Origin of the sequence: Corynebacterium sp. AOP12-C2-36 (genome assembly GCF_052379185.1) — a bacterium.
In the GTDB taxonomy this organism is placed as follows: domain Bacteria; phylum Actinomycetota; class Actinomycetes; order Mycobacteriales; family Mycobacteriaceae; genus Corynebacterium.
On record NZ_JBQSYJ010000024.1, the window covers coordinates 1 to 18,390 of the forward strand.

14 protein-coding genes are annotated in these 18,390 nt (G+C 67.7%); 5 read left to right on the forward strand and 9 right to left on the reverse strand.

The annotated features are described in order from the left end of the window. Positions 1 to 410: 410 nt before the first annotated feature. The 3 genes from ACT3UN_RS14480 to ACT3UN_RS14490 all read right to left on the reverse strand — a co-directional run bounded on the left by ACT3UN_RS14480 (position 411) and on the right by ACT3UN_RS14490 (position 4,735). Positions 411 to 2,630 carry an AAA family ATPase gene (locus ACT3UN_RS14480; protein ID WP_444657397.1) on the reverse strand — a complete coding sequence of 740 codons (2,220 nt, stop codon included), beginning with the start codon at positions 2,628 to 2,630 and terminating at the stop codon, positions 411 to 413. A gap of 95 nt (positions 2,631 to 2,725) precedes the next feature. Continuing rightward, positions 2,726 to 4,036, reverse strand: coding sequence for a metallophosphoesterase family protein (locus ACT3UN_RS14485; RefSeq protein ID WP_444657398.1), 1,311 nt, complete (start codon positions 4,034 to 4,036; stop codon positions 2,726 to 2,728). Positions 4,037 to 4,144: 108 nt separating this feature from the next. Beyond that, positions 4,145 to 4,735, reverse strand: coding sequence for a hypothetical protein (locus tag ACT3UN_RS14490; RefSeq protein ID WP_444657399.1), 591 nt, complete (start codon positions 4,733 to 4,735; stop codon positions 4,145 to 4,147). A 209-nt stretch (positions 4,736 to 4,944) separates the two neighbouring features. Here ACT3UN_RS14490 and ACT3UN_RS14495 point away from each other — a divergent pair, with 209 nt between their 5' ends. Both ACT3UN_RS14495 and ACT3UN_RS14500 read left to right on the forward strand, forming a co-directional pair. Beyond that, positions 4,945 to 5,862 carry a GmrSD restriction endonuclease domain-containing protein gene (locus ACT3UN_RS14495; protein ID WP_444657400.1) on the forward strand — a complete coding sequence of 306 codons (918 nt, stop codon included), beginning with the start codon at positions 4,945 to 4,947 and terminating at the stop codon, positions 5,860 to 5,862. Positions 5,863 to 5,965: 103 nt separating this feature from the next. After that, positions 5,966 to 6,310 (forward strand): hypothetical protein, encoded by a 345-nt coding sequence (locus ACT3UN_RS14500; protein ID WP_444657401.1) that lies wholly within the window; start codon positions 5,966 to 5,968, stop codon positions 6,308 to 6,310. On the opposite strand, the gene ACT3UN_RS14505 is transcribed toward ACT3UN_RS14500, so the two are convergent. Continuing rightward, positions 6,307 to 6,975, reverse strand: a complete 669-nt coding sequence (locus tag ACT3UN_RS14505) for a hypothetical protein (protein WP_444657402.1) — start codon at positions 6,973 to 6,975, stop codon at positions 6,307 to 6,309. The genes ACT3UN_RS14500 and ACT3UN_RS14505 overlap by 4 nt on opposite strands. Then, a complete protein-coding gene (locus ACT3UN_RS14510) occupies positions 6,972 to 7,385 on the reverse strand; it encodes a hypothetical protein (protein ID WP_444657403.1) in 414 nt (137 codons plus the stop codon). The genes ACT3UN_RS14505 and ACT3UN_RS14510 overlap by 4 nt, the downstream gene beginning before the upstream one ends. A gap of 147 nt (positions 7,386 to 7,532) precedes the next feature. Here ACT3UN_RS14510 and ACT3UN_RS14515 point away from each other — a divergent pair, with 147 nt between their 5' ends. The 3 genes from ACT3UN_RS14515 to ACT3UN_RS14525 all read left to right on the forward strand — a co-directional run bounded on the left by ACT3UN_RS14515 (position 7,533) and on the right by ACT3UN_RS14525 (position 10,285). Next, a complete protein-coding gene (locus ACT3UN_RS14515; protein WP_444657404.1) occupies positions 7,533 to 8,078 on the forward strand; it encodes a hypothetical protein in 546 nt (181 codons plus the stop codon). 151 nt (positions 8,079 to 8,229) lie between these two features. After that, a complete protein-coding gene (locus ACT3UN_RS14520) occupies positions 8,230 to 9,750 on the forward strand; it encodes a hypothetical protein (RefSeq protein ID WP_444657405.1) in 1,521 nt (506 codons plus the stop codon). Between the two features lie 100 nt (positions 9,751 to 9,850). Further along, positions 9,851 to 10,285 carry a hypothetical protein gene (locus ACT3UN_RS14525; RefSeq protein WP_444657406.1) on the forward strand — a complete coding sequence of 145 codons (435 nt, stop codon included), beginning with the start codon at positions 9,851 to 9,853 and terminating at the stop codon, positions 10,283 to 10,285. 251 nt (positions 10,286 to 10,536) lie between these two features. Here the strand turns inward: ACT3UN_RS14525 and ACT3UN_RS14530 are convergent, their stop codons facing one another. From ACT3UN_RS14530 to ACT3UN_RS14545, 4 genes are all read right to left on the reverse strand, one after another. Next, entirely contained in the window at positions 10,537 to 11,715 is a 1,179-nt protein-coding gene (locus ACT3UN_RS14530; RefSeq protein ID WP_444657407.1) for a hypothetical protein, read from the reverse strand. Positions 11,716 to 11,758: 43 nt separating this feature from the next. Then, on the reverse strand, positions 11,759 to 14,248 hold the full coding sequence (locus tag ACT3UN_RS14535) for a hypothetical protein (RefSeq protein ID WP_444657408.1): 2,490 nt from the start codon (positions 14,246 to 14,248) through the stop codon (positions 11,759 to 11,761). 3 nt (positions 14,249 to 14,251) lie between these two features. After that, positions 14,252 to 15,088: a hypothetical protein gene (locus ACT3UN_RS14540; RefSeq protein WP_444657409.1), complete on the reverse strand. Its 837-nt coding sequence runs from the start codon at positions 15,086 to 15,088 to the stop codon at positions 14,252 to 14,254. Between the two features lie 169 nt (positions 15,089 to 15,257). Further along, on the reverse strand, positions 15,258 to 18,386 hold the full coding sequence (locus ACT3UN_RS14545) for a hypothetical protein (RefSeq protein ID WP_444657410.1): 3,129 nt from the start codon (positions 18,384 to 18,386) through the stop codon (positions 15,258 to 15,260). Positions 18,387 to 18,390: the final 4 nt, after the last annotated feature.

Genomic DNA, 18,390 nt, shown 5'->3' on the forward strand with positions numbered 1-18,390 from the left:
GTTCTGCCTTGACTATTGCTACGGGGTCCACGCGACACCTCCGGTTCGGAGGATGTGCAGGTAGATATGCGAAAGTGCCATGCCCTGAACGCTACGGGTACAGGGTGATCCTGGGCTAGCAACCAGGACGGAAAAACGGCAATTCGTCGGGCGGGGAGAATGCAGGGTCCGCGGACCAGGCGGAAAGGATAGTTGCCTTACCCCCCCCCCTGCAGTGGGGACGGTATCTTGCGATCCTGTCCATCGAGGGCTCGCGCCACACCTGCTCCGCCGCCGTGCGCCACCCTGGCACGGTTGGAGCAGCGTCTCACCGAATAGCCCCCGCCCCCGCCCCAGACCCTCAACGAATGAACCCCCCCCCCCAGCCTCATGGCTGGGGGGGGTTCTTGTACGGACGGCCGGCAGCGGTGTCAGACCGTGGCCAGCACCGTGGACCCGGTAAGCGGATCTCGGCTGACCTCCACCCGGCAGGACGCGGCCTCGGCCGGCTCGTCGGAGTGGCTGATCACCGTCACCGGGCACGGCAACTGGGCCAGCATGTCCGACACCTGCCGGCGGGCCCGGGCGTCCAGGTTCGCCAGCGGCTCGTCAGCGGTCACGGAGACGTCCAGCGCGCCACCGGTTATCGCCGCGACGATGCCGATGCGCAGCATCAAGCCCACCACCGCCGACTCACCACCGGAGAGCTCGTGGGTCGGGCGCCAGGTGTCCTCCACCTGCACCGCCGGGGCAAAGTTCGTACCCAGACGGAAGCGGGTGAACCCACTCGACACCCCGCGCAGCAACGCGTTGACCGAGTCCTCGATCGAGGTCACCTTCTCGGCGGTGTAGGCGGCGGCGAATTCGCGCAGGGCCTTGGCGGCGGCCAACTTGTCGCCGATCGCCTTCTCCGCCTCGGCGCGGGCGGCCACCGCTGCGGCGAGCTGGTCAGACGATGCGGTCAGGCGCTTCCACTCGCCGACGGCCGCGCTGTGGGTGGCCTTGGCCGCCGCAGCTGCGTTCGCCTGCCGTTGCCCGGTCGCCTCGGCGGTGACGTGGGCCTGCTCGGCGGCGTCCAGCGCTGCCTTCAACTCGTCACCGTTGCCGGCGGCGAGACCGCGCACCTCCTCGACGCGCCCCGACGCAGTACGCACGGCCGCCGCTGCGGCGTCGCGCCGCTCCAGCGCCGTTCCCAGCGCACTGACCTGGGCACACACAGCGGCGATCTGCTCGACACTCCACCCGTTCAGGGCGCGCTGAAGAGCAGCCTGCTCGTTGCCGCGGGTCTCGGCTGCCTGCCGGGCAGCCGACAGCGCGCCTGCCTCGGCGCGCTCCTGTGCCTCGGCGGCGGTGACCGCGTCAGCCGCCCGCTGGCGTTCGGCGGCCAGCGCCTCGGCCTCCTTCTTGGCTGCGGCTGCCTTTTCGCGCAACTCGGCGGCCTGGTTTCGCAGGGAAGCCACCAGGGCCCCGGAGTCGCTCAGGTGCATGTGGCACGTCGGGCACTCGCCGTGGCCGTCGAGGGTGCGTGCCGACTCCTCCAGGTCCGCCGCGCGCGCAGCGTTTGCGGACGCCTCGCCGGTGACCTCGGGGCTCACCTGGGCGGCGTCGAACGCCTTCTTGGCTGAGCCCACGGCAGCCACAGCAGCCTGGTGGGCCGCCTCGATGTCAGCGACGTTGGCCTCGGCTGGCAGATGGTCCAGCCGGTCCTGGACACGCTGCACCTCGGCGCGCTGGTTGGTGAGCTCGTTGTAGCGGGCGGTGACGACCGCCATCTCCGGCTCGCCGTGGTAGTTGGCGTCCGCAGCTGCCGTGCTCACTGCGCCGGCGGCAGACTCCAGGTCCGCCTCGGCTGTCGACAGGGCCCGCTCGGCCTCGGTCAGAGAACCGGCCGCAGCCCGCCAGGTGTCGTAATCCCGACGGGCCGCGGTCACCGCTTCCCGCGTCGCGGCGACTTGAGCGGCGGACTGCTCGGCAGTCTTGGCAGTGGTATCGGTATCGTTCCTGGCGGTCACCTCGGCGCCGGCGGCGTCGATGGCGGCAGCCTGGGCGCGCTTGACCGTGGCCGGGTCGGGGGCCTCGGGCAGCGCGTCGCGGGCGGGCTTGACCTCGCGGTCCAGGCGGTCGGCGGCCTTGACCGCCCGATCCAGGCCCAGGGTGCGGCGCACCTGGTCGCGCACCACCGCCGGGGTAGCGGAGGTGAGGTTGTCGATCTCGCCCTGGGCGATCAGCGAGGTCGCCAGGAACTCGTCGGGTCCCACGCCGAGCGCGTCGCTGATGAACTTCGCAGCCTCGGTGGCCCGCATGCCCTTGGTCTGGGCGGTGGATCCGTCGACCTCGATGGTCACCTTCGAGGTCGCGCCAGTGGTGGTGCGGGTGATGGTGCGGCTGATCAGGTAGGTGTGGTCGCCCTGCTGCACGCACCAGGTAGCCTTTCCGGACTTCGCGCCCTCGGCGATTACCTCGCCGAGGGTTCCGGCGACGCTCTTGGCATCACCCCAGGCAGCCAGCAGCGGGATCAGGGTGGTCAGGGTGGTCTTGCCGGCACCGTTGGCTCCGGTGACGGAGGTGATTCCCTGCTCGGCGGGGGTGAAGCGTACCGGGGTGGGCCCGGTACTTCGGATGTTCTTCCCCTCAGTGAAGATGGTGCGCATGGTGGTCCTTTTCTGACCGATGTGGTCAGTTGTGGGGTGTCCTGTGGCGCGGGACGATCCCCGAGTGTTTCAGGTGGGAGTGGGTGTGAGTAGCGCTACGCCGACAGCGCGGCGGTGGCTTCGTCGAGCACAGCGGCGCGCTCGGCGTCGGAGAGTTCGGCCAACCCGGTCAGCGTGCCGGCCTCGGCCATGCGCCGCATGGCCTGCATGACCGTCTCGTCGCCGACGTCGGGGATGGAGTCCAGGGCGCTGGGCAGGTCGGTGGGCTGGCCCACCCCGGTGACGCTGACCTGCAAGCTCAGTGCGTCGGGCAGCGAGCGTGACCACTCTGCGACCATCGCGCTGGCGGCGTCGTAGACCGCCACGTTCGGAGCATCGACACGCAGTCGCACACGCACACCTGCCACCCCGGTGCGCTTCGCGGATGCCTCGTCGCGGGTACGCCCGGCGAGATCGGCCAGCAGCCCGGTGACTGCTGCGACCGCCGCTGCCGGGTCGTCAGGCAGGTCGATGGTCTCGTCGATGGCGGGGCGCTGCTCGACTGCGTTGAAACTCAGTGCGATGCGGCCCTCGTCGTCGACGGTGCACATCAGCCAGCCCCGCGGGGTCTCGGCGTCGGCGAACCCGCGGCGCACCGCCGAACCGGTGTAGGCCCACGGCGTGCCGCCCAGGGTGTCGGATGCCGGGGTGTGGAAGTCGGAGAGCAATGCCGCGCTGAACCCGCGGTGGAACCAGTCGGTGGGGATGACGCGGTTTCCGCCGCGCTCATCGGACTGCACGTAGTGGCTGGCCGAGTCCGGGACGATGCCGTGGGTGACCAGGATGTTCACCCCGGCGGCGACCGGTCGCGGGTCGACGGCGGCATCCATGTCGTCGGCGGTAGGTGCCAGGGCCTGCTCGTTGATCAGGTGCAGGTGCACCTGGGGCCCGAGATCCTCAGCACCGGTCTGGAAACTCCAGACCTCGTAGAGACCGTCGGCGCGCGTCTCGCGCCGACGGTCAGCGGGGGTCCGCTCGGCCACGCCGAAACGCGACGGGGCGACGACGTGGCTACCTGGGGCGTCGCGCAGCACGGCGGTGGCCGGGGTGGCCGTTGCCGAGGAGCGATCGTGGTTGCCGGGGATCGAGAAGCGCTCGATGCCGGCGGCGACGCGCAGTGCGTCGCAGTCCAGGGCGACGTCGATGGCCTCGGGGCGCGGGTGGGGGTCGTGGAAGAGGTCGCCGCCGTCGACCAGCACGGTGGTGCCGGGCAGTGATCCTGCGGCGGCGCAGACGTCGGTGATGGTCTGGCGGTGGGCGGCGTAGCCGTCGGCGGCGACCACGTTGGTGCCGTCGGTCAGCTTGCGGCGAAGTCCGGTCGGGGCGTAGCCCAGGTGGGCGCAGCCGAACATTGCGATGTTGAACATTGTGGCGGTGTCTTTCTTGTGGGGAGGGTGCGTTTGGCGTGTGGGAGAAGGTGAAACGTAGGTGTGTTGATACGGATCAGGCGGTGGTCAGTCGCCCGATCCGGCGGGTCAGTTGCTCACGCGCGGGTCGCGCTCGTAGGCGTGGGACTCCGGGATCTCCGGCGGGGTCGGCAGGCTCGGGGCCTCCCACTTGTGGTCCTTCCAGCCGTACCCGCGGCGGTTTGATCCGTCGTCGACGCGCGGCTGATGGTGGGTGTAGCGGTTCAGGGTGGTTCCGGACACGCCGGTGAAGCTCTCGATCATGTTGTGCCCGAGCATCATTGCAGTCACCCCCTGCAACAGCATCTCGGTACGCAGCGCGCTCGCGGCGTTGTGGAGGTAGCAGGCGGCCTGCAACGGCTCCAGGAAGTCGTCGGCGTCGTGGGGGAGCCCGTTGCGCACGGGCTCCAGGGCGGCGCTGATCTGGTCGATGTACTTCACCAGCTCCGCGATGTACTCGCCGCGCTCGTCGAACTCGTCAGCGGAGACCTCGGCGGTACGGGTTCCGCTGGAGACCAGGATGACGCCGTCTGGAACGGGGGCGGCCGGACGCGCGGAAGCCTCGGGGAAGCCCTGGTCGAAAGTGTCCTTTCGCTCGGCGATGTCAGTGTTGTCGGCGGTTTCGTTGATGGTGTCTTCGGTGACGTGGGTGTCAGCCATGGTGTCTTCTCCCTAATACGGTGGGCGCGCTGCATGCGTGTGTGCGGTGTTTCCGACGGGCAGACAGCGCCCGGGTCGATCGGTACTGCAGGCATTACTGACCACAGTGGTAAGTAGTATATAGGCTCGGCCACCGAGGTGGCAACTGTTACACTTGAACGCGTAAACGAACCCCTCACCTGCGCACAACGCTTTGGAGCCACACCGCTATGAGTCCAACGTCACAACGTCACACCCTCACCCGATCGTTCGGCCGGTCGCTGGCCGCTGCACTGACCGTCACCGCCCTGGGGGTGGGAGCCGCCGGCTGCGGTAGCGACGATCAGACGGCGACCGAGCCCGCGGCTGTCGTCGATGACGGCTCTGCCGGGGACTCGGGCAATGCCACCGACGAAGCATCTGCAGAGGGGGCCGGGTCAGCCTCGGCGTCCACCGAGGATTCCAACTCCAGCGCGGACAGCTCCGGCGACGCTGCGACGGAGTCCACCGAGCAGCAGGGTCCGGGCGACACCGACACCTCGATCAGTTCCAAGGAAGCCTCCACCGCTGCTGACGAGCTGGCCAGCCTGCAGGTCCGGGAGAAAGGCTCGATGGACGACTACGACCGCAAGGGCGACTACGGCGACCCGTGGTCCGACAAGGCCGAAGGCGTGGCGATGGCCGGCAACGGCTGCAAGACTCGCGACGACATCCTGGAGCGCGACCTTACCGAGGTGGAGAAGTCGGACGACTGCCAGGTCGAGGCCGGTGTTCTCTACGACCCCTACGGCACCGAGGAGGAGCCGTACAACCACTACATCCAGTTCGAACGCGGCCAGAACACCAGCGGTGCAGTGCAGATCGACCATATTGTCCCGCTCGGTAACGTCCACGTCTCCGGCGGCCCGGATCTCACCGAGGCTCAGCGCCTGCAGATCGCCAACGACCCGATCAACCTGCTGGCCGTGGACGGCCCGGAGAACGGGGCAAAGGGGGACAAGGACGCCAGCGAGTGGCTGCCACACAATGACAAGATCCACTGCCGCTACGCCGCGTCCCAGATCCGCGTGAAGGCGAAGTACGGTCTCAGCGTCACCCAGGCCGAGCACGACACCCTGGCCGAATTGATTACCACCTGCAACGTCTAGACCGGAAAGGGACAGCCCCCGAACTGACCAAAGTGGTTGGTCCGGGGGTATTCTCATGGAAGAACAGATGCAGTCCCACCACGCGCCGGAAAGGAGTAGCCCGATGACCGAGATCGAGACTGGAGCACAGATCAACGCCCGACTCGCCGCGCGCCGCGACGCCGAGACCGAGCGATGGTCGATGATCTCCAACGCACTGATGGCCGAGCACGCCCACGGCAACCGCGGCTACACCTGCGTGTCCGTCTCCCCCTCAGAGCCGGCCCGGTGCGACTGGGTCCCAGGCTCCATCGACCCCGCCCACGTCGTTGTGGTGTTCCCCCTGCAGGACTTCTCCGAGCAGTTCGGCGTCGTGCGCCTGGACCAGCTTCGTGCTGCGGGCTCCGGCGACCCCACAGCGAGCGTGGGGGAGACCTCCGCCACCTTGGCCGAGGTCTGGCGAATCTAGACGCTCGCCGCCGGGTCCTGAGCGGTGTCGTCTGCCGCTGCGGTGGGCGCCGGCGAGCTGAACAGTGACGCCGCCTGCTGGCGCAGACGGTAGAGCGCATCGAGGGCAGCGGCTTCGCGCTGGTCGGTTCCGTCGAGCAAGAACGCCGGATCCGTCCAGCTGAACAACTCAGCCTCGAATCGTTCCACCAGTTCAGCAGCCACCTTGGGGTCGCTGGTTTTCTTCTGCGCAATCCACAGGTCGCGGTGGCATTCGATCGCAGCGCTGGCCATAGGCAGGTTGGGAGCGTACAACTCCCGGAGGCGGGCCCGCTGCGTGACCAGACGCCACATCAGACCAAGAACAACGACAATCGCCACGATCTCGAAGACCAGGATCAGGGCGTAGACCACAGCCCCTGCCCCATCGATATCCCCGCCAGAACCAAAATCGCCGGCGAGAAGGGAGTCGATGCCTGATCCGCCGAAACGCACCAGGTCACCTGCAGTGAGAACCACAAGTAGCGCACAGCCAGCAAATGCTGCCACGCTCAGGGTGCCCATGAGATTCTCCCGGTGCGCCGGTGAGATGCCAATCAAGCCGGTAGTCGAATACTGCGTGGTGTGCGGGTCGGGAAGGTGCTTTCGGGTGAGTGCGGCGTACACGTCGGACAGCTTGCGGCTCATCGGACAGCCCCCTCGGGAAGATCATCGTCGGTGTGCACGTCGGCACCTGCGGCGTCGGCCAGCACGGCCCACCCGGCGTCGTTGAGGTGCCCGCGGCTGGGGCGGATCAGCAGCATGGCGGCGATGACGTCCGCCAGGTCGCGGCGCTTCTCGGTGAAGGTGTAACTCAGGTCCTGCGACAACTCAACGGTGTCCGGAGCGTTGGACAGCGCCCGGTTGAGACGCACGAGCATGCCGTCGCTGCCGAAGATGTAGCCGCCGCTCACCACCGTGCTGGAATCCGTGAGCTCACCGGGAGTGTCCGACGGCGACCACGCCACCTCCCCGAAGTCGCAGGAGTAGGCGACCGTGGTGCGGGCCAGTGGCCCACCCGGTCCTGTGTCGAAAGTCGAATCGCGTGAAGTGCTCATGGCCACATATTACCCATATGGTAAGTAGTTGTTTCCAGTCATGCCACCCGATAGCCAGAAACTCGTCCGTCAGGCGTGATTACTGGACCACCCACACTATCTATTTGTAAAGGGATACGGAAACAACGACCGACAGGAGCGACACCTATGTGCCGAGGACCAGAGTGCCGCAGCGGGGCACGCCGCTGCCGCGGCTTCCGCGGCGAGCGCCGACGGGCCTACGAGCGAGGAAAGTACGCTAAGCGAAAGGCACAGAAGAACTTCGCCGCGACGGCAACCGTCACCCCGCCGGCCCCGATCGAGGAGGTCGCCCCGACCCCGAGCGCCGAACAGGTGCGCCGTCAACGTCTGACCGAACTGGCCGCCGAGCGGATCGCCCTGACCACCGAGGCACACGCCGCGGTCGACGAAGCCGAGGATCTGCGCAACAGGATACGTACCCGGCCGTCGGTGCCCACGTTCCCGCCAGAAAAGCGCACCGAGGAGGAGGCCCGGGAGTTCTACTCCACCGGCGGCGCGAGCGAGGCCGAGTTGGAGGCACGAATGACCATCCGCGACAGGGAGATCGCACTGCTCCGCGTCCTCGCCGCTGAGGACGGGCTGAGCGAAGCGGAGACCAGCAGGGTACTGACCACCCACGGGGGGGCTGCGCAAGTACCGCGACGACTGGACACCGCGCATCCGCGGAACTGAAGCGCTCCAGAAGGCCGACGCTCGCGCCCTCTCGGCGACCCAGGAGCTGCTGGGCTAGAACACCTCCGAGACGGCGGCGCTGGCCGCCGATGAGCGTCTCCAGGCTGCCGGCCTGTCGACGATCGAGGATCAGACAGCCAAGATAGGCAACGTGTTCCAGGCGCGGCTGCGGTATCGGGCAGAGCAACGAGGCGAAGACCCAGCCACCAGCGAACTGGCCAAGCTGATGGAGGCCGACCCCGAGGTTCTCCAGCTGATCCGTGAAACCCCGGCACTGTCCTCGGACACCGAGCAGCGCGAGCGTATCTCCACGGTCGTCCGAAAACTGGGAGGGACCCCGCAAGACCTGACCGACGAGGCGATGATCGAGCTGCTCGATGACGAGGACCTGGAGCGTCGTCGGCGGATCGCCCGGCGCAAGAAGGGGCGCGAGTCGGGGATCGACGATACCGAGGAGGCGCTGGAGACCGTCTCCCTGGAGCCAGGCGACCTGTCGACCTACGGCGTGCAGAGCGGCGAGGGGCTCGACCTGTACGCAGAGGTCAACGGCACCACCGCTGCACACTACGTACTGCGCAGCGAGTACCAGAAGGCCGAAAAGGTGGTCGGTGAGCGCGTCGACGCGGCCTACCAGGCGCCGCTGCGGGAAGCCGTCTACAACGACGGAAGTGCCCAGAAGGGTGCAGATGGCTGGACGCCGGTCTACGCCGGCAACAACGGCAAGGTCAGCCCCAAGCAATTCGAGGCTGAGTTCTCCGACCGGTTCAATGAGGCGATGTCGTACTACCCCGCCGAAGCGGTGGAGACTGCGAGGTGGTCGGTCGGCGACAAGCTGTGGCTGAGGTTGCCGCCCAAAGGGCGCGGCGCCGCAGGGTACTGGAACCGGGATGGGGAGCGGCTCCCGGGAGGTCGCCGCAAAGTGGCCCACTCCATCTACACGCCAGAGACCGACGAGTTCCAGGGATACTTCAGCCAGGTCCTGGGCGAGGGAACCGACCCAAACAGGTGGCACGAGGGGCAGAAGCGCCTCGCTACCCGGGAGAACACCGACGACAACCGTGCGGTTCTGGAGGGCATCGCCGAGGAAGCCAACGAGCAACTGCGCCGCGCCCGCGAGAATAAGAAGCGGTGGGGCCGAATCCACTACGTACCCGTTCCCAACCGCCCGCTGCTGGCGGTCAAGGAGATCACGGTCGGCGACGAGTCCCGCCTGGCGATCGTGGAAAAGACCCAGCCAACCGCGGTCGGCCAGGGTGAAAAGGTCCCGGTGGTGGCCTTCGACAACTTCGACACCGCCGTGCACGAGCTCGGCCACAAGATCGAGGACACCCACCCGAAGATCCAGCGCATGTCCAACAACTTCGTCACCGAGCGGACCGCCGACCTCAGCAGCGACGACCGGGGCAAGGTGATGGGCTGGAAGTTCTCCCTGACCACCGATGGTTTCTACGACTCCTACGTGTCGTGGACCTACGCACACGGTTCCACCGAGATCATGTCGATGGGCATGGAGGCCCTGTTCGGCAACGGGCGGCGCGACCGCAACGCTGGCGGCATGCGTCGGCTGGGCAAGGCCGCCGCGCACGACCCCGAGCCGTTCGACGATCCGGGGCACCGCTCCCTGATCCTCGGCTCCCTGGAACTGCTGAAAGGTAAGCCCGCCGAGGACTAGGGACGTCGCAACCACTTGCCAGGTTGGTTGGTATTCGAGATACTGATGTCACTCAGGCGCGAAAAACCTTCGCGTCACCGCAAACAACCAGGAGAAGACCATGAGCCAGACCACCGCTACCGCCAACCCGACCGTCGCCGGCAAGGGCGCCGCCATCTACGCCCAGATCACCCGCGACGTCACCGAGGCCAGCATCGAGCTGCGCGGCCGGCGGCCGCTGTTCGTCGCGTCCGAGGACGGACGCCGCTTCACCGCCACTTGGAAGATCGACCACCGCCTGCGACTCACCCGAACCATCACCTACCAGCGCAGCGACGGCACTTCCTGCTTCGAGACCACCAACCGCCTGGTCACCTCGACCGGCGATACGCTTGGCCTCACCAGCTCCAGCGAGCACGGGGTACAGCGATACAACCAGGTCAACTTCGTCAACCACATCGTCCTCACCCTGGCCTACACCGCCAACGACATCCAGGTCCGCGGCCTGCTCTCCCTGGCCGATCGCGAGCCCAAGCCCGAGTTCCGCACCGCCTAGCCCGGCACCAGGACCCGCCCCCCGCAGCCTCCTGCTGGAGACGCGGGGAGGGGTCCTGCCGCCGGGGGGGGGGCGTCAGTCGCTGACTGCGTCATCCAGGCGGTGGAACCCGACGGACTCAAACGCCTCAGCCGGCTCCTCGGCCAGGCGACCGCTGTGGAGGCCGAGCCGGCTGCCGTGTAGTCGGCTAGACACCGAAAACTCCCCGTAGCCGCGATGGACTACGGGGAGTTTTCGGTACCTGCGCGGGATCAGTACCCCACCCACGCCCCTGCGGTGTCTCCTGAGCTGACATCGACGCCTCGCGCGGCACCGAACTCCTCCAGGCCCTCGCCCGTCTTCAGGTCAACGGCGTACGTCTCGTGGTTGGAGAGGTAGTTCATGGACGCGGCAATGCTGGCGACCGGGTCGTAGATGCTGTTCGACGTCCCAGCCACGTGGTTTGCAGCGAACGTCGAGGGAATCGTCTGCGCCAGCCCGCGTGAGGACTGCGCAGGGAACCCATCTGACTGTTCTGGGCCGATAGCGTTCGAGTCCCAGCCATTAGCAGCACCAGGGTTGTGTCCGGACTCGTGTTCGGTGAGGCGCATGTACAGATTCTCAAACTTCTGTCGCACCTCTGGGTCGTCGGAAACACCCGCCGCGTCGGCGGCCTGGTTCACCGCCGATCTGATCTCATCCTCCGACATGGCACCGTCGGGGTAGGTCTTCTCGAAGCTGACGTTCTCCGCCCCGCCGAGGTCGTCCGTGTCGACCTCGGTGCCGGATGCAATCTCGCCGGTGGACGACCCCTCCGAGTGGGTGGAGTCGTCGGCGAACAACTCGTCGATCGCCGCGCGAATCTCGGCGTCGGAGACGCTGTCATCCATGCCCGACACCTGCTGCACGGCCTGCTGCTGACCCATCTGGTTCATCTGGGCCATCTGAGCCTGCGCCTGCTGTTGCTGCATCGCCTGCTGCCAGGCGGCCTGCTGCTGGGCCGACAACTGCTGCTGAATCATCGACTGCTGTTGCTGCATCGCCTGCTGTTGCTGCATCGCCTGCTGCCAGGCGGCCTGCTGCTGGGCCGACGCATCGGAGGGAGAGCCTCCAGCGGCCGACAGCCGCGTGTCGGCGGTATCCGGGGACGTGCCACCGCTCGCAGGCTGCTTGATCCCGTCCTCGATCTGGTCGATCTCGGCGGCCGAACGCTCGCCGGCATCGTCGGTCTCGCGGTTCATCCGGGACGCAGCGTCGATGTCGGCATTCTGCTCCTTCTGGAACGCCGCCTCCTCGGCCTCCTCGTCGCGCAGCATCGCCACCGTATCCGGGTCCAGCCCGGTCTCGTCGACGATGCCTGCGTCAGCCACCCCGTCTTCCACCAGGTCCTTGGCCCGGTTGAGTAGCGCGTCGAACTCCTCGTGGTCGAAGCTGACCTCCATGTCAGGCATGGGTCACATCCTTTCTCGCTGGGTACGCATTTGTGTCGGGTCTCTAGTAGGGGGAGATGGAGTCAGCGTCGAGGGGTTCATCGGTGTCGGCGACCGTGCCGCCGGCAACGCTGGAACCGGTGGTCCCCGCTGCACCCGAAGTGGAGTCGGAGTCGCTGCCCGAGTCTGCGGAGTCAGCGTCACCAACGCTCTCCCCACTGCCAGAGTCGAAGAGCACCGAGGCGCTGTCGTCGCCGGACCCGCTGTCGCCGGAGTCGGCGTCAACGGTGCCCTTGGCGGGGGACTGATCGTCGGGGTCACCGAAGCTGATGCCCTCCCCGTCGCTGCCGGAAGAGTTCTCGCTGCTCTCGTCGCTGGAGGTGCTGTCGTCCGACGCATCATCGGCGCCCTCAGCCTCCAGCGACGGAGACTCGACGTCGCCGGTGGCCTGCGCTGAAGACTCGCCGGAGTCACCGGTGGACCCGTCGCCGGGGTCAGCCGCACCATCAGCCGCGGTGGTCGCCGTGTCGGTGTCCGGGGTGAACTGGCCGCCACCCAGGCCCACCGGCGCATCCTCGCGCCGCTCGATCGGCTCATCGTCGGACTGCGCCGACGCCTCCGTCGGCTCGCCGTCAGACCCTCCGCCGGCAACGTCACCGGATGCAGGTGCCTCCGGGGAGCCCGAGGCTTCAGACCCGGCAGTCGGGGCCATGTCCTCACCCGCGTCGCCGGCGTCCATGCGGAAGAAGCCTTGGTGCGCGTCGTCGAACGTCGGGAAATCCTCGCCGAACTCCTTGATCTCGCCGTCGGAGCCGATCGCACGATCGTCGCCCAGGTACAGGTAGTCGCCGCTGGAGTCGGAGACGACGTCGCCCGGCTGCAGATCGACCGGGTCCACCGCCGTTCCGATGTCCTGGCCGTCGCCGGGAACCTCGAAGCCCGCCTCAGCCGCGGCGTCGCGAAGCGTCATCGACCCGTCACCGGCAAGATCCTCGGCCAGGTCAGCCGAGGGCTGGTTCGGGAACTCCACCTGGTCGCCCTTGACGTCGGCGGTAACGCCCTCACCGTCCTCGCCGGTGAGCTGCTGGGTCAGCCAGCCTCCCTCGCCGTCCGTGCCGGCGCCGAGCGCGTCGGTGTCGCCCATCTCCGGGGCGTCCACGCCCTCGATGCCGCCCTCTCCGTCCTCAGTGCCGCCGTCGGAAGCACCGCCGGCGGGAAGGTCGGAATCGCCGTCGAGGTTGTCACCGAACACGCCGGAGTCCTCCACGTCCTCACCCGCACCCTGCGGGTCAGCCGCATCGAGGTCCGCGCCATCATCGCCACCGAGGGACGTGTCACCACCGCTCCCGGAACCATCCGGATCCTCGTCGGCGTCCTCACCCTCATCGTCGGCATCGAGATCGTCGAAGAACGAGTCCAGGTCCTCTTCGTCGTCTTGGTCGTCCTCCAGCGGGCTCCACCCCGACGTCTGCGTGCCGATGTCCTCCGGGGCCTCCAGGCCGTCGCCGAAACTGGTGTCCGCCTCCAGCGGCGAGCTCATCTCAGGCTCATCGACGCCCAGACCCGATCCGCCGTCGTACTCCGGCAGATCGGTCCCGAAACCGGAGTCCTCACCCAGACCGCTACCGAACCCGTCGTCGACTTCCAGCCCCGGATGGTCCGGCTGGTCTGCAGTATCCAAGCCCGCATCGGCGTTGAGGCCGTCACCCAGCTGCGGGTCGACGACACCGTCACCCAGTTCCGGGGTGTCGACCTCCAGGCCGCGCTGGTCGCCGTCGTCGCTGCTGCTTCCGGAACTCTCGGAACCACCGCCGAGGTCAACACCTCCGTTGCTCGCCGGTCCGCCCCCGGGGTTGATCGGCATCACGCGGTTTGCCGTGTTGGCGGGCGGGTTGTTGGCTACATCCGTGTCGACCTGCCGGCCACCTCCCTCTGAATAGTTTTCAGCACCTTCTGTCGACGGCGCGTAGCCCGCCCGGCTCGACTGGGCTTCCCACGCCGACAGGTTCTCGCGCAGCGTGTTCGCTGCACCCTCGACCTGTTTCACGGCACTGTCGACCTCGTCTTGCTTGCTGGTCAGCTTGGCGTTGTCCATCTCAGGGTCACCGTAGGGGATCGGTCCGAACTGGCTGTGTGCCCGCGACTCAGCGATGGCCTGGCGCGACTCCGCGTTGGCCTGCCGGATGTACTGGAACCCGGTGTTGCAGGTCTCGGCGCCCGAGCGCAGCGCCTCCTTTCCCGCGGGGATCACCTCCTCTGCGAACGCCTGCAGCTGCGCTACCTGCTCCTGAACAGCCTGGGCACCCAACTGCATCGTGCTGTCCTGTATCTCCAGCCCGGAGTACACCGACGTGACCTGACCGGCCATCTCGTCGATAACCGTGGCCAGGTCGTCGAACGCGGCCAGCGAGCCCTCCAGGCTCGGCATTCCGGTGACCTCGGCCTCAGTGGGGTGCCACAGCTTCTTGTCCGTGGGGTCGTAGTTGACCCACTTATCGTTGATGCCGGTGATCGCCTGATCGACCGTGCGGATTGTCTCATCGCGGGGGTCCATGATCTACTCCTCTTCTTCGCTGACGGACGGCAGCCAGGTGTTCCCGCCGGACGGCGGGGAATCAGTCGATGGGCCAGACGCGTTGAACAGCCCGCCCACCCACTTGCCCAGCGGTCCGGTAAGCAGCTCGATACCGACTGTTACGCCGATGCCGACAGCCAGGGCCCAGCCTGGTCCAGGAACCAAGGCTGCCATGGCCATGGCGGCTGCACGGGATCCGATCTTCTTGGCCCCGAACGCGGCGGCCTTCTTCGCCCCCTCGACGGTCGCGCGCTGCCCGACCTTCTTTGCGGTCTGCTCGGCGCCCTTCTTCAGTGACTGCTTCTCGGCCTTACGGGTGACCTTGTCCCGGGCGGCGTCGGCGGCCTTGTTCGCCTTCTTGTTGCTCTGTCCGTCCTTCAGCGCATCCTTTCGCGCCTTGTCGGCCTTCTTGTCGGCCTTCTTCTCCGACGCCTCGACCGGGTCCTCCTGCAGCTTGTCGACCGTGCGCTGCTCGCCGCGCTTGGTCTCGGCCGACCGCGACTTCTCCGGATCCAGGGCGTCGTCCATCCGCTGCTCGGAGGCGTCATAGCCCTGTTCGAACCGGTCGGAGATGCTGTCGGTGTACTTTGCGTTCTGGTTGTCCAGGAACCCCTCGATCGGCACCTTGTTCTTGCTCAGCATGCCGTAGGCCGCGGTGCCGCCACCGATGACTCCGGCGGTGCGCAGCGCGCCTCCTGCGGACATGGAGTAACCGCCGTCGATGACGGCGAAGTCCTCTCCTCCGAGGAGCGCTGCAGTTGTCGGATCGTCGGTTTCCTGGGTGGAGTTTTCGACGACTGTGTCGGCGCTGCCTGTCATCTCTGTACCGCCCTCTCCGTCCATCGTGGTGCCTGTCGGTTTCCGCATATCAGTCACCCACTGACGTTACTGGCCAACCGGGAGCATGTAACAGCCCAAAGACACCAAAATGGCGGATTTACCGGCTGCAATAGTGGTAAACCGGCCAGTGTGGCTATACGCGTTCGGCCTAGCCCAGCGCCCGGCCCTCGAACGGCACGTCGCGGATCGTCGCCTCCGCTTCGCCGGAAGCGTGGGCACCCTCACCGTCGATGTTCGCCCGCAGGCTCGCCGACCCCTCGAAGATCGGCTCGGCGACGTCATCCTCGGCAGCGTCGTCCGGCTCGTCCTCGGTCGCAGCCTCAGCCGCGCCCTCCACCGGGGCCGGTGCCTCCGGCTCCGGCTCCACCGGGGCAGCCTCCTCGGTCTCGGTGCCCGGCAGCGGCTCTTCGACGTCCGGGATGCCATTCGCGTTGTTGTCGTCGGGGATCCCGTCACCGTCGAGATCCTCGAACTCTGCGGCGATGCTCGGCTGCGGCATCTCACCCGCGCCGTCGTACACCGGAGCCTCGGGCTCCGGCTCGGGCTCCGGCTCGGGCTCCCCCGGTGCCGCGCCGCCCTCGGCAGCCTCCACCGGCTCGCCGGCAGCGGGCTCGGGGTCCTCCGTCGCCGGTGGCTCGGTACCACCGTCGGTGGGCTCAACCGCAACCTCGTCAGCCGCAGCCTCGTCAGCATCAGCATCAGCGCCGTCACCTTCACCGCCGTCGGCAGCGTCTTCACCATCGCCGGTGTCCACCTCGTCGGGCAGCTCCGGCAGCTCCAGGCGGAAGATGCCTGACTGCGGCGGCCGCAGCTCCAGTACGTCACCCAAGGGCACGACCTCGCCGCTCTCCAAAAGTACGGAGCCGTCGCCGAGGTAGAAGCCGCTGCCCTTGGAGCTAATCACCACGTCGCCGGCCTTCGCCTCCGTGGGGTCCTCCAGCATCTCGCCGTAGCTCTCCAGCTCGATTCCGGCCTCGGCGGCAGCGTCCAGGATCTCGATCGACGATCCATCCTCACCCTCGGCGCCGACGATGTTCATCATTTCGAGCAGCCGGGGGTCATCCATCGTGACCTTGTGCGGCTCCCCGTCGATCATCACGGCGGTGGGAACCTCCTTCGGCTCTCCGTTCCCGTCCAGCACGTTCTCTGCGGTGGCAGGCACAGCGTCATCGTCGACCTTGCCGTCGCCGTCCTTGTCCAAAGGCTTCATGTCCGCCCCCAGGGCCGTGGGCCGCGGGGCGGCCGCGCCCGGCCCGGAGGCCGGCGGGGAGGTGAGCAGACCGTCTGCGCTACGGGCCTCGGCGGTGTAGGGCCTGATCGTCGCGGCGTCGCGGCCGGTAGCCGCACCCTCGCGGATCTGGCTCATGTCTCCTGCCTCGAAACCGCGGGTCAGGTGCGTAGCGGGATTCAGCAGTGATTCGTAGGGGTCGTCGGTCACCGTCATGCCCACACTGTCGGTAGGCATGGTCTGGTAGGCGGAGGGGTCCGCACCCATCTGCTGCTGGCCCAGCTGGTCCATACCGGGCATCTGCGGCATCTGACCGATCGTGGGCATCTGCGCGCCCTGCTGGATCGGCTGGCCGCCGGCCTGCGCGCCGTTGCCGGAGGTGAGCAGATCGGCCAACTTCTCGGCGGCGTCGCGGTTGGGGCCGCTGCTGCCACTGCTGCTGGAGTCGGAGGTGGCAGGGCGGATCAGACCACCCGAACTACCTACGTATCCGCCGCCGGCTGCTGACCCAAGCGGCCCGCCAGCAGACGATCCGGAAGAAGCCGGGGTGGATCCTCCCTCGTTGCGTGACCCGTCCGAGTAGCTCGCGTCCGTCCCTGCCAACAGGACTTCAGACGCAGCGCCCACCTCGGTCTGCACAGTGGACTCCAGGGCGGTGCCAACCTCGCCGACGGCGGCATCCAGCTCGTCGGTGATGAAGTCGAACTCCGGGCGCGGCTCGCTGCCGATTCCAGACTGCTCCCAGCCGTCGTGAGCATCGGCGTAGGTGTAGATCTGCTGGTAGGCGTCCTGGGTCGCCTGGGCCATGGACTTGGTGATCGAGTTGTAGCCGTCACCTGCGCGCGCCGCGCCCTGACCCATCGCCGTGACCGCATCTGCGATCTCGGTCAGGCCGGTCAGCGTGTCGGAGATCTCGGCCATACGTGCGTCCATTGTCGGGTCCCCGACCCCCTTGGCGTAGATCGAGCGTGCCCCCTCCTCCAGGGTGGACATCGTCTCCGACAGATCCTTGACTGCGGTTTCGGTACCGCTGAGGTTGTGCAGCAACAGACCGTTGAGGAAAGACCCCTCGGGGGCATTGATGAGCGCGTCGTTGTGGGATCCGAGGTAGGCGTCCTCGTAGCCGGAGATCTGCGTGTTGGCATCACCGTCACCGGCGATGGTCGGCAGGAAGCGACCATCGCCGGCGGCCTTCAGCCCGGTCCCCGGAGCGTCGGGGGAGTAGTTCTCCAGCGCCTTTTCCACGTCGCGGCCCGAAACCAGGTTGGGTAGGTCGAGGCTGCCCGGCTCCAGGCGCTCCTTGTCGTCCACCCACCCGTCGTTGTCGGCGTCCTCGCCGATCGACGCGCTGCGCGTGGGCGCGAGGTTCTGGGGCTCCTCCTCGCCGGTGGGCTTGCCCGTGGTGGCGCTGGAGGTTTCCGTGTCCCCCTCGGTCGACGAAGACGTGGGCGTTTCGGTGTACGGAGGTGCCGCCGCCTCGACCAGTTCGGTCTCCTGGCCGCCGGAGTCCCGGAGAACCCAACCGCCGCGGTCAGCGTTGTAGACGGCGGTACCGCCGTCCTCGATGGTGGCGGAGACCTTGTCGCTCAGCTCATCGTCGCCTGGAGTGACTCCGGTGTCGTCATCCGCACCCGCGTCTGCCGCTTCGTCTGCGGCATACCCGTCGACCTCCACGCGCTCTCCGTCGGCGGCATCGGATGTGGCCCCCGCACTGTCGGAAGACGTGGTCACCTCGACGTCCTCGGGGCTCTCACTGCCTGCCGCGGGCGGCTCGTAGGTGGCGGCACCGCTCACGTCGACGGTGTCGAGGATGTCCGTCGCCTCGCCGCCCTCGGTCTTGTAGGCAGTCCACTCGCCGCCGCTGTCGGTGAGCACGGTGCCGACCCCGGCCTCGCCGTCGTCGTGGATCTCTCCGCCGAAAGCGCCGGTCGGCAGGGTGGCCACCTGCTCGTCGCCGTCCATCACGGCGACGCCGGAGGAGGATCCGTCTGCCGCGACCTGCTCGCGGATGTTGTAGACCCGTCCAGGGGTCAGGTCAAAGTCAGCCATTGGT

Bases quoted from the DNA above. Each gene is read 5' to 3' on its own strand.
- ACT3UN_RS14480 (WP_444657397.1), bottom strand. From the start codon at position 2,630: ATGCGCACCATCTTCACTGAGGGGAAGAACATCCGAAGTACCGGGCCC.
- ACT3UN_RS14485 (WP_444657398.1), bottom strand. From the start codon at position 4,036: ATGTTCAACATCGCAATGTTCGGCTGCGCCCACCTGGGCTACGCCCCG.
- ACT3UN_RS14490 (WP_444657399.1), bottom strand. From the start codon at position 4,735: ATGGCTGACACCCACGTCACCGAAGACACCATCAACGAAACCGCCGAC.
- ACT3UN_RS14495 (WP_444657400.1), top strand. From the start codon at position 4,945: ATGAGTCCAACGTCACAACGTCACACCCTCACCCGATCGTTCGGCCGG.
- ACT3UN_RS14500 (WP_444657401.1), top strand. From the start codon at position 5,966: ATGACCGAGATCGAGACTGGAGCACAGATCAACGCCCGACTCGCCGCG.
- ACT3UN_RS14505 (WP_444657402.1), bottom strand. From the start codon at position 6,975: ATGAGCCGCAAGCTGTCCGACGTGTACGCCGCACTCACCCGAAAGCAC.
- ACT3UN_RS14510 (WP_444657403.1), bottom strand. From the start codon at position 7,385: ATGAGCACTTCACGCGATTCGACTTTCGACACAGGACCGGGTGGGCCA.
- ACT3UN_RS14515 (WP_444657404.1), top strand. From the start codon at position 7,533: ATGTGCCGAGGACCAGAGTGCCGCAGCGGGGCACGCCGCTGCCGCGGC.
- ACT3UN_RS14525 (WP_444657406.1), top strand. From the start codon at position 9,851: ATGAGCCAGACCACCGCTACCGCCAACCCGACCGTCGCCGGCAAGGGC.
- ACT3UN_RS14530 (WP_444657407.1), bottom strand. From the start codon at position 11,715: ATGCCTGACATGGAGGTCAGCTTCGACCACGAGGAGTTCGACGCGCTA.
- ACT3UN_RS14535 (WP_444657408.1), bottom strand. From the start codon at position 14,248: ATGGACCCCCGCGATGAGACAATCCGCACGGTCGATCAGGCGATCACC.
- ACT3UN_RS14540 (WP_444657409.1), bottom strand. From the start codon at position 15,088: ATGACAGGCAGCGCCGACACAGTCGTCGAAAACTCCACCCAGGAAACC.
- ACT3UN_RS14545 (WP_444657410.1), bottom strand. From the start codon at position 18,386: ATGGCTGACTTTGACCTGACCCCTGGACGGGTCTACAACATCCGCGAG.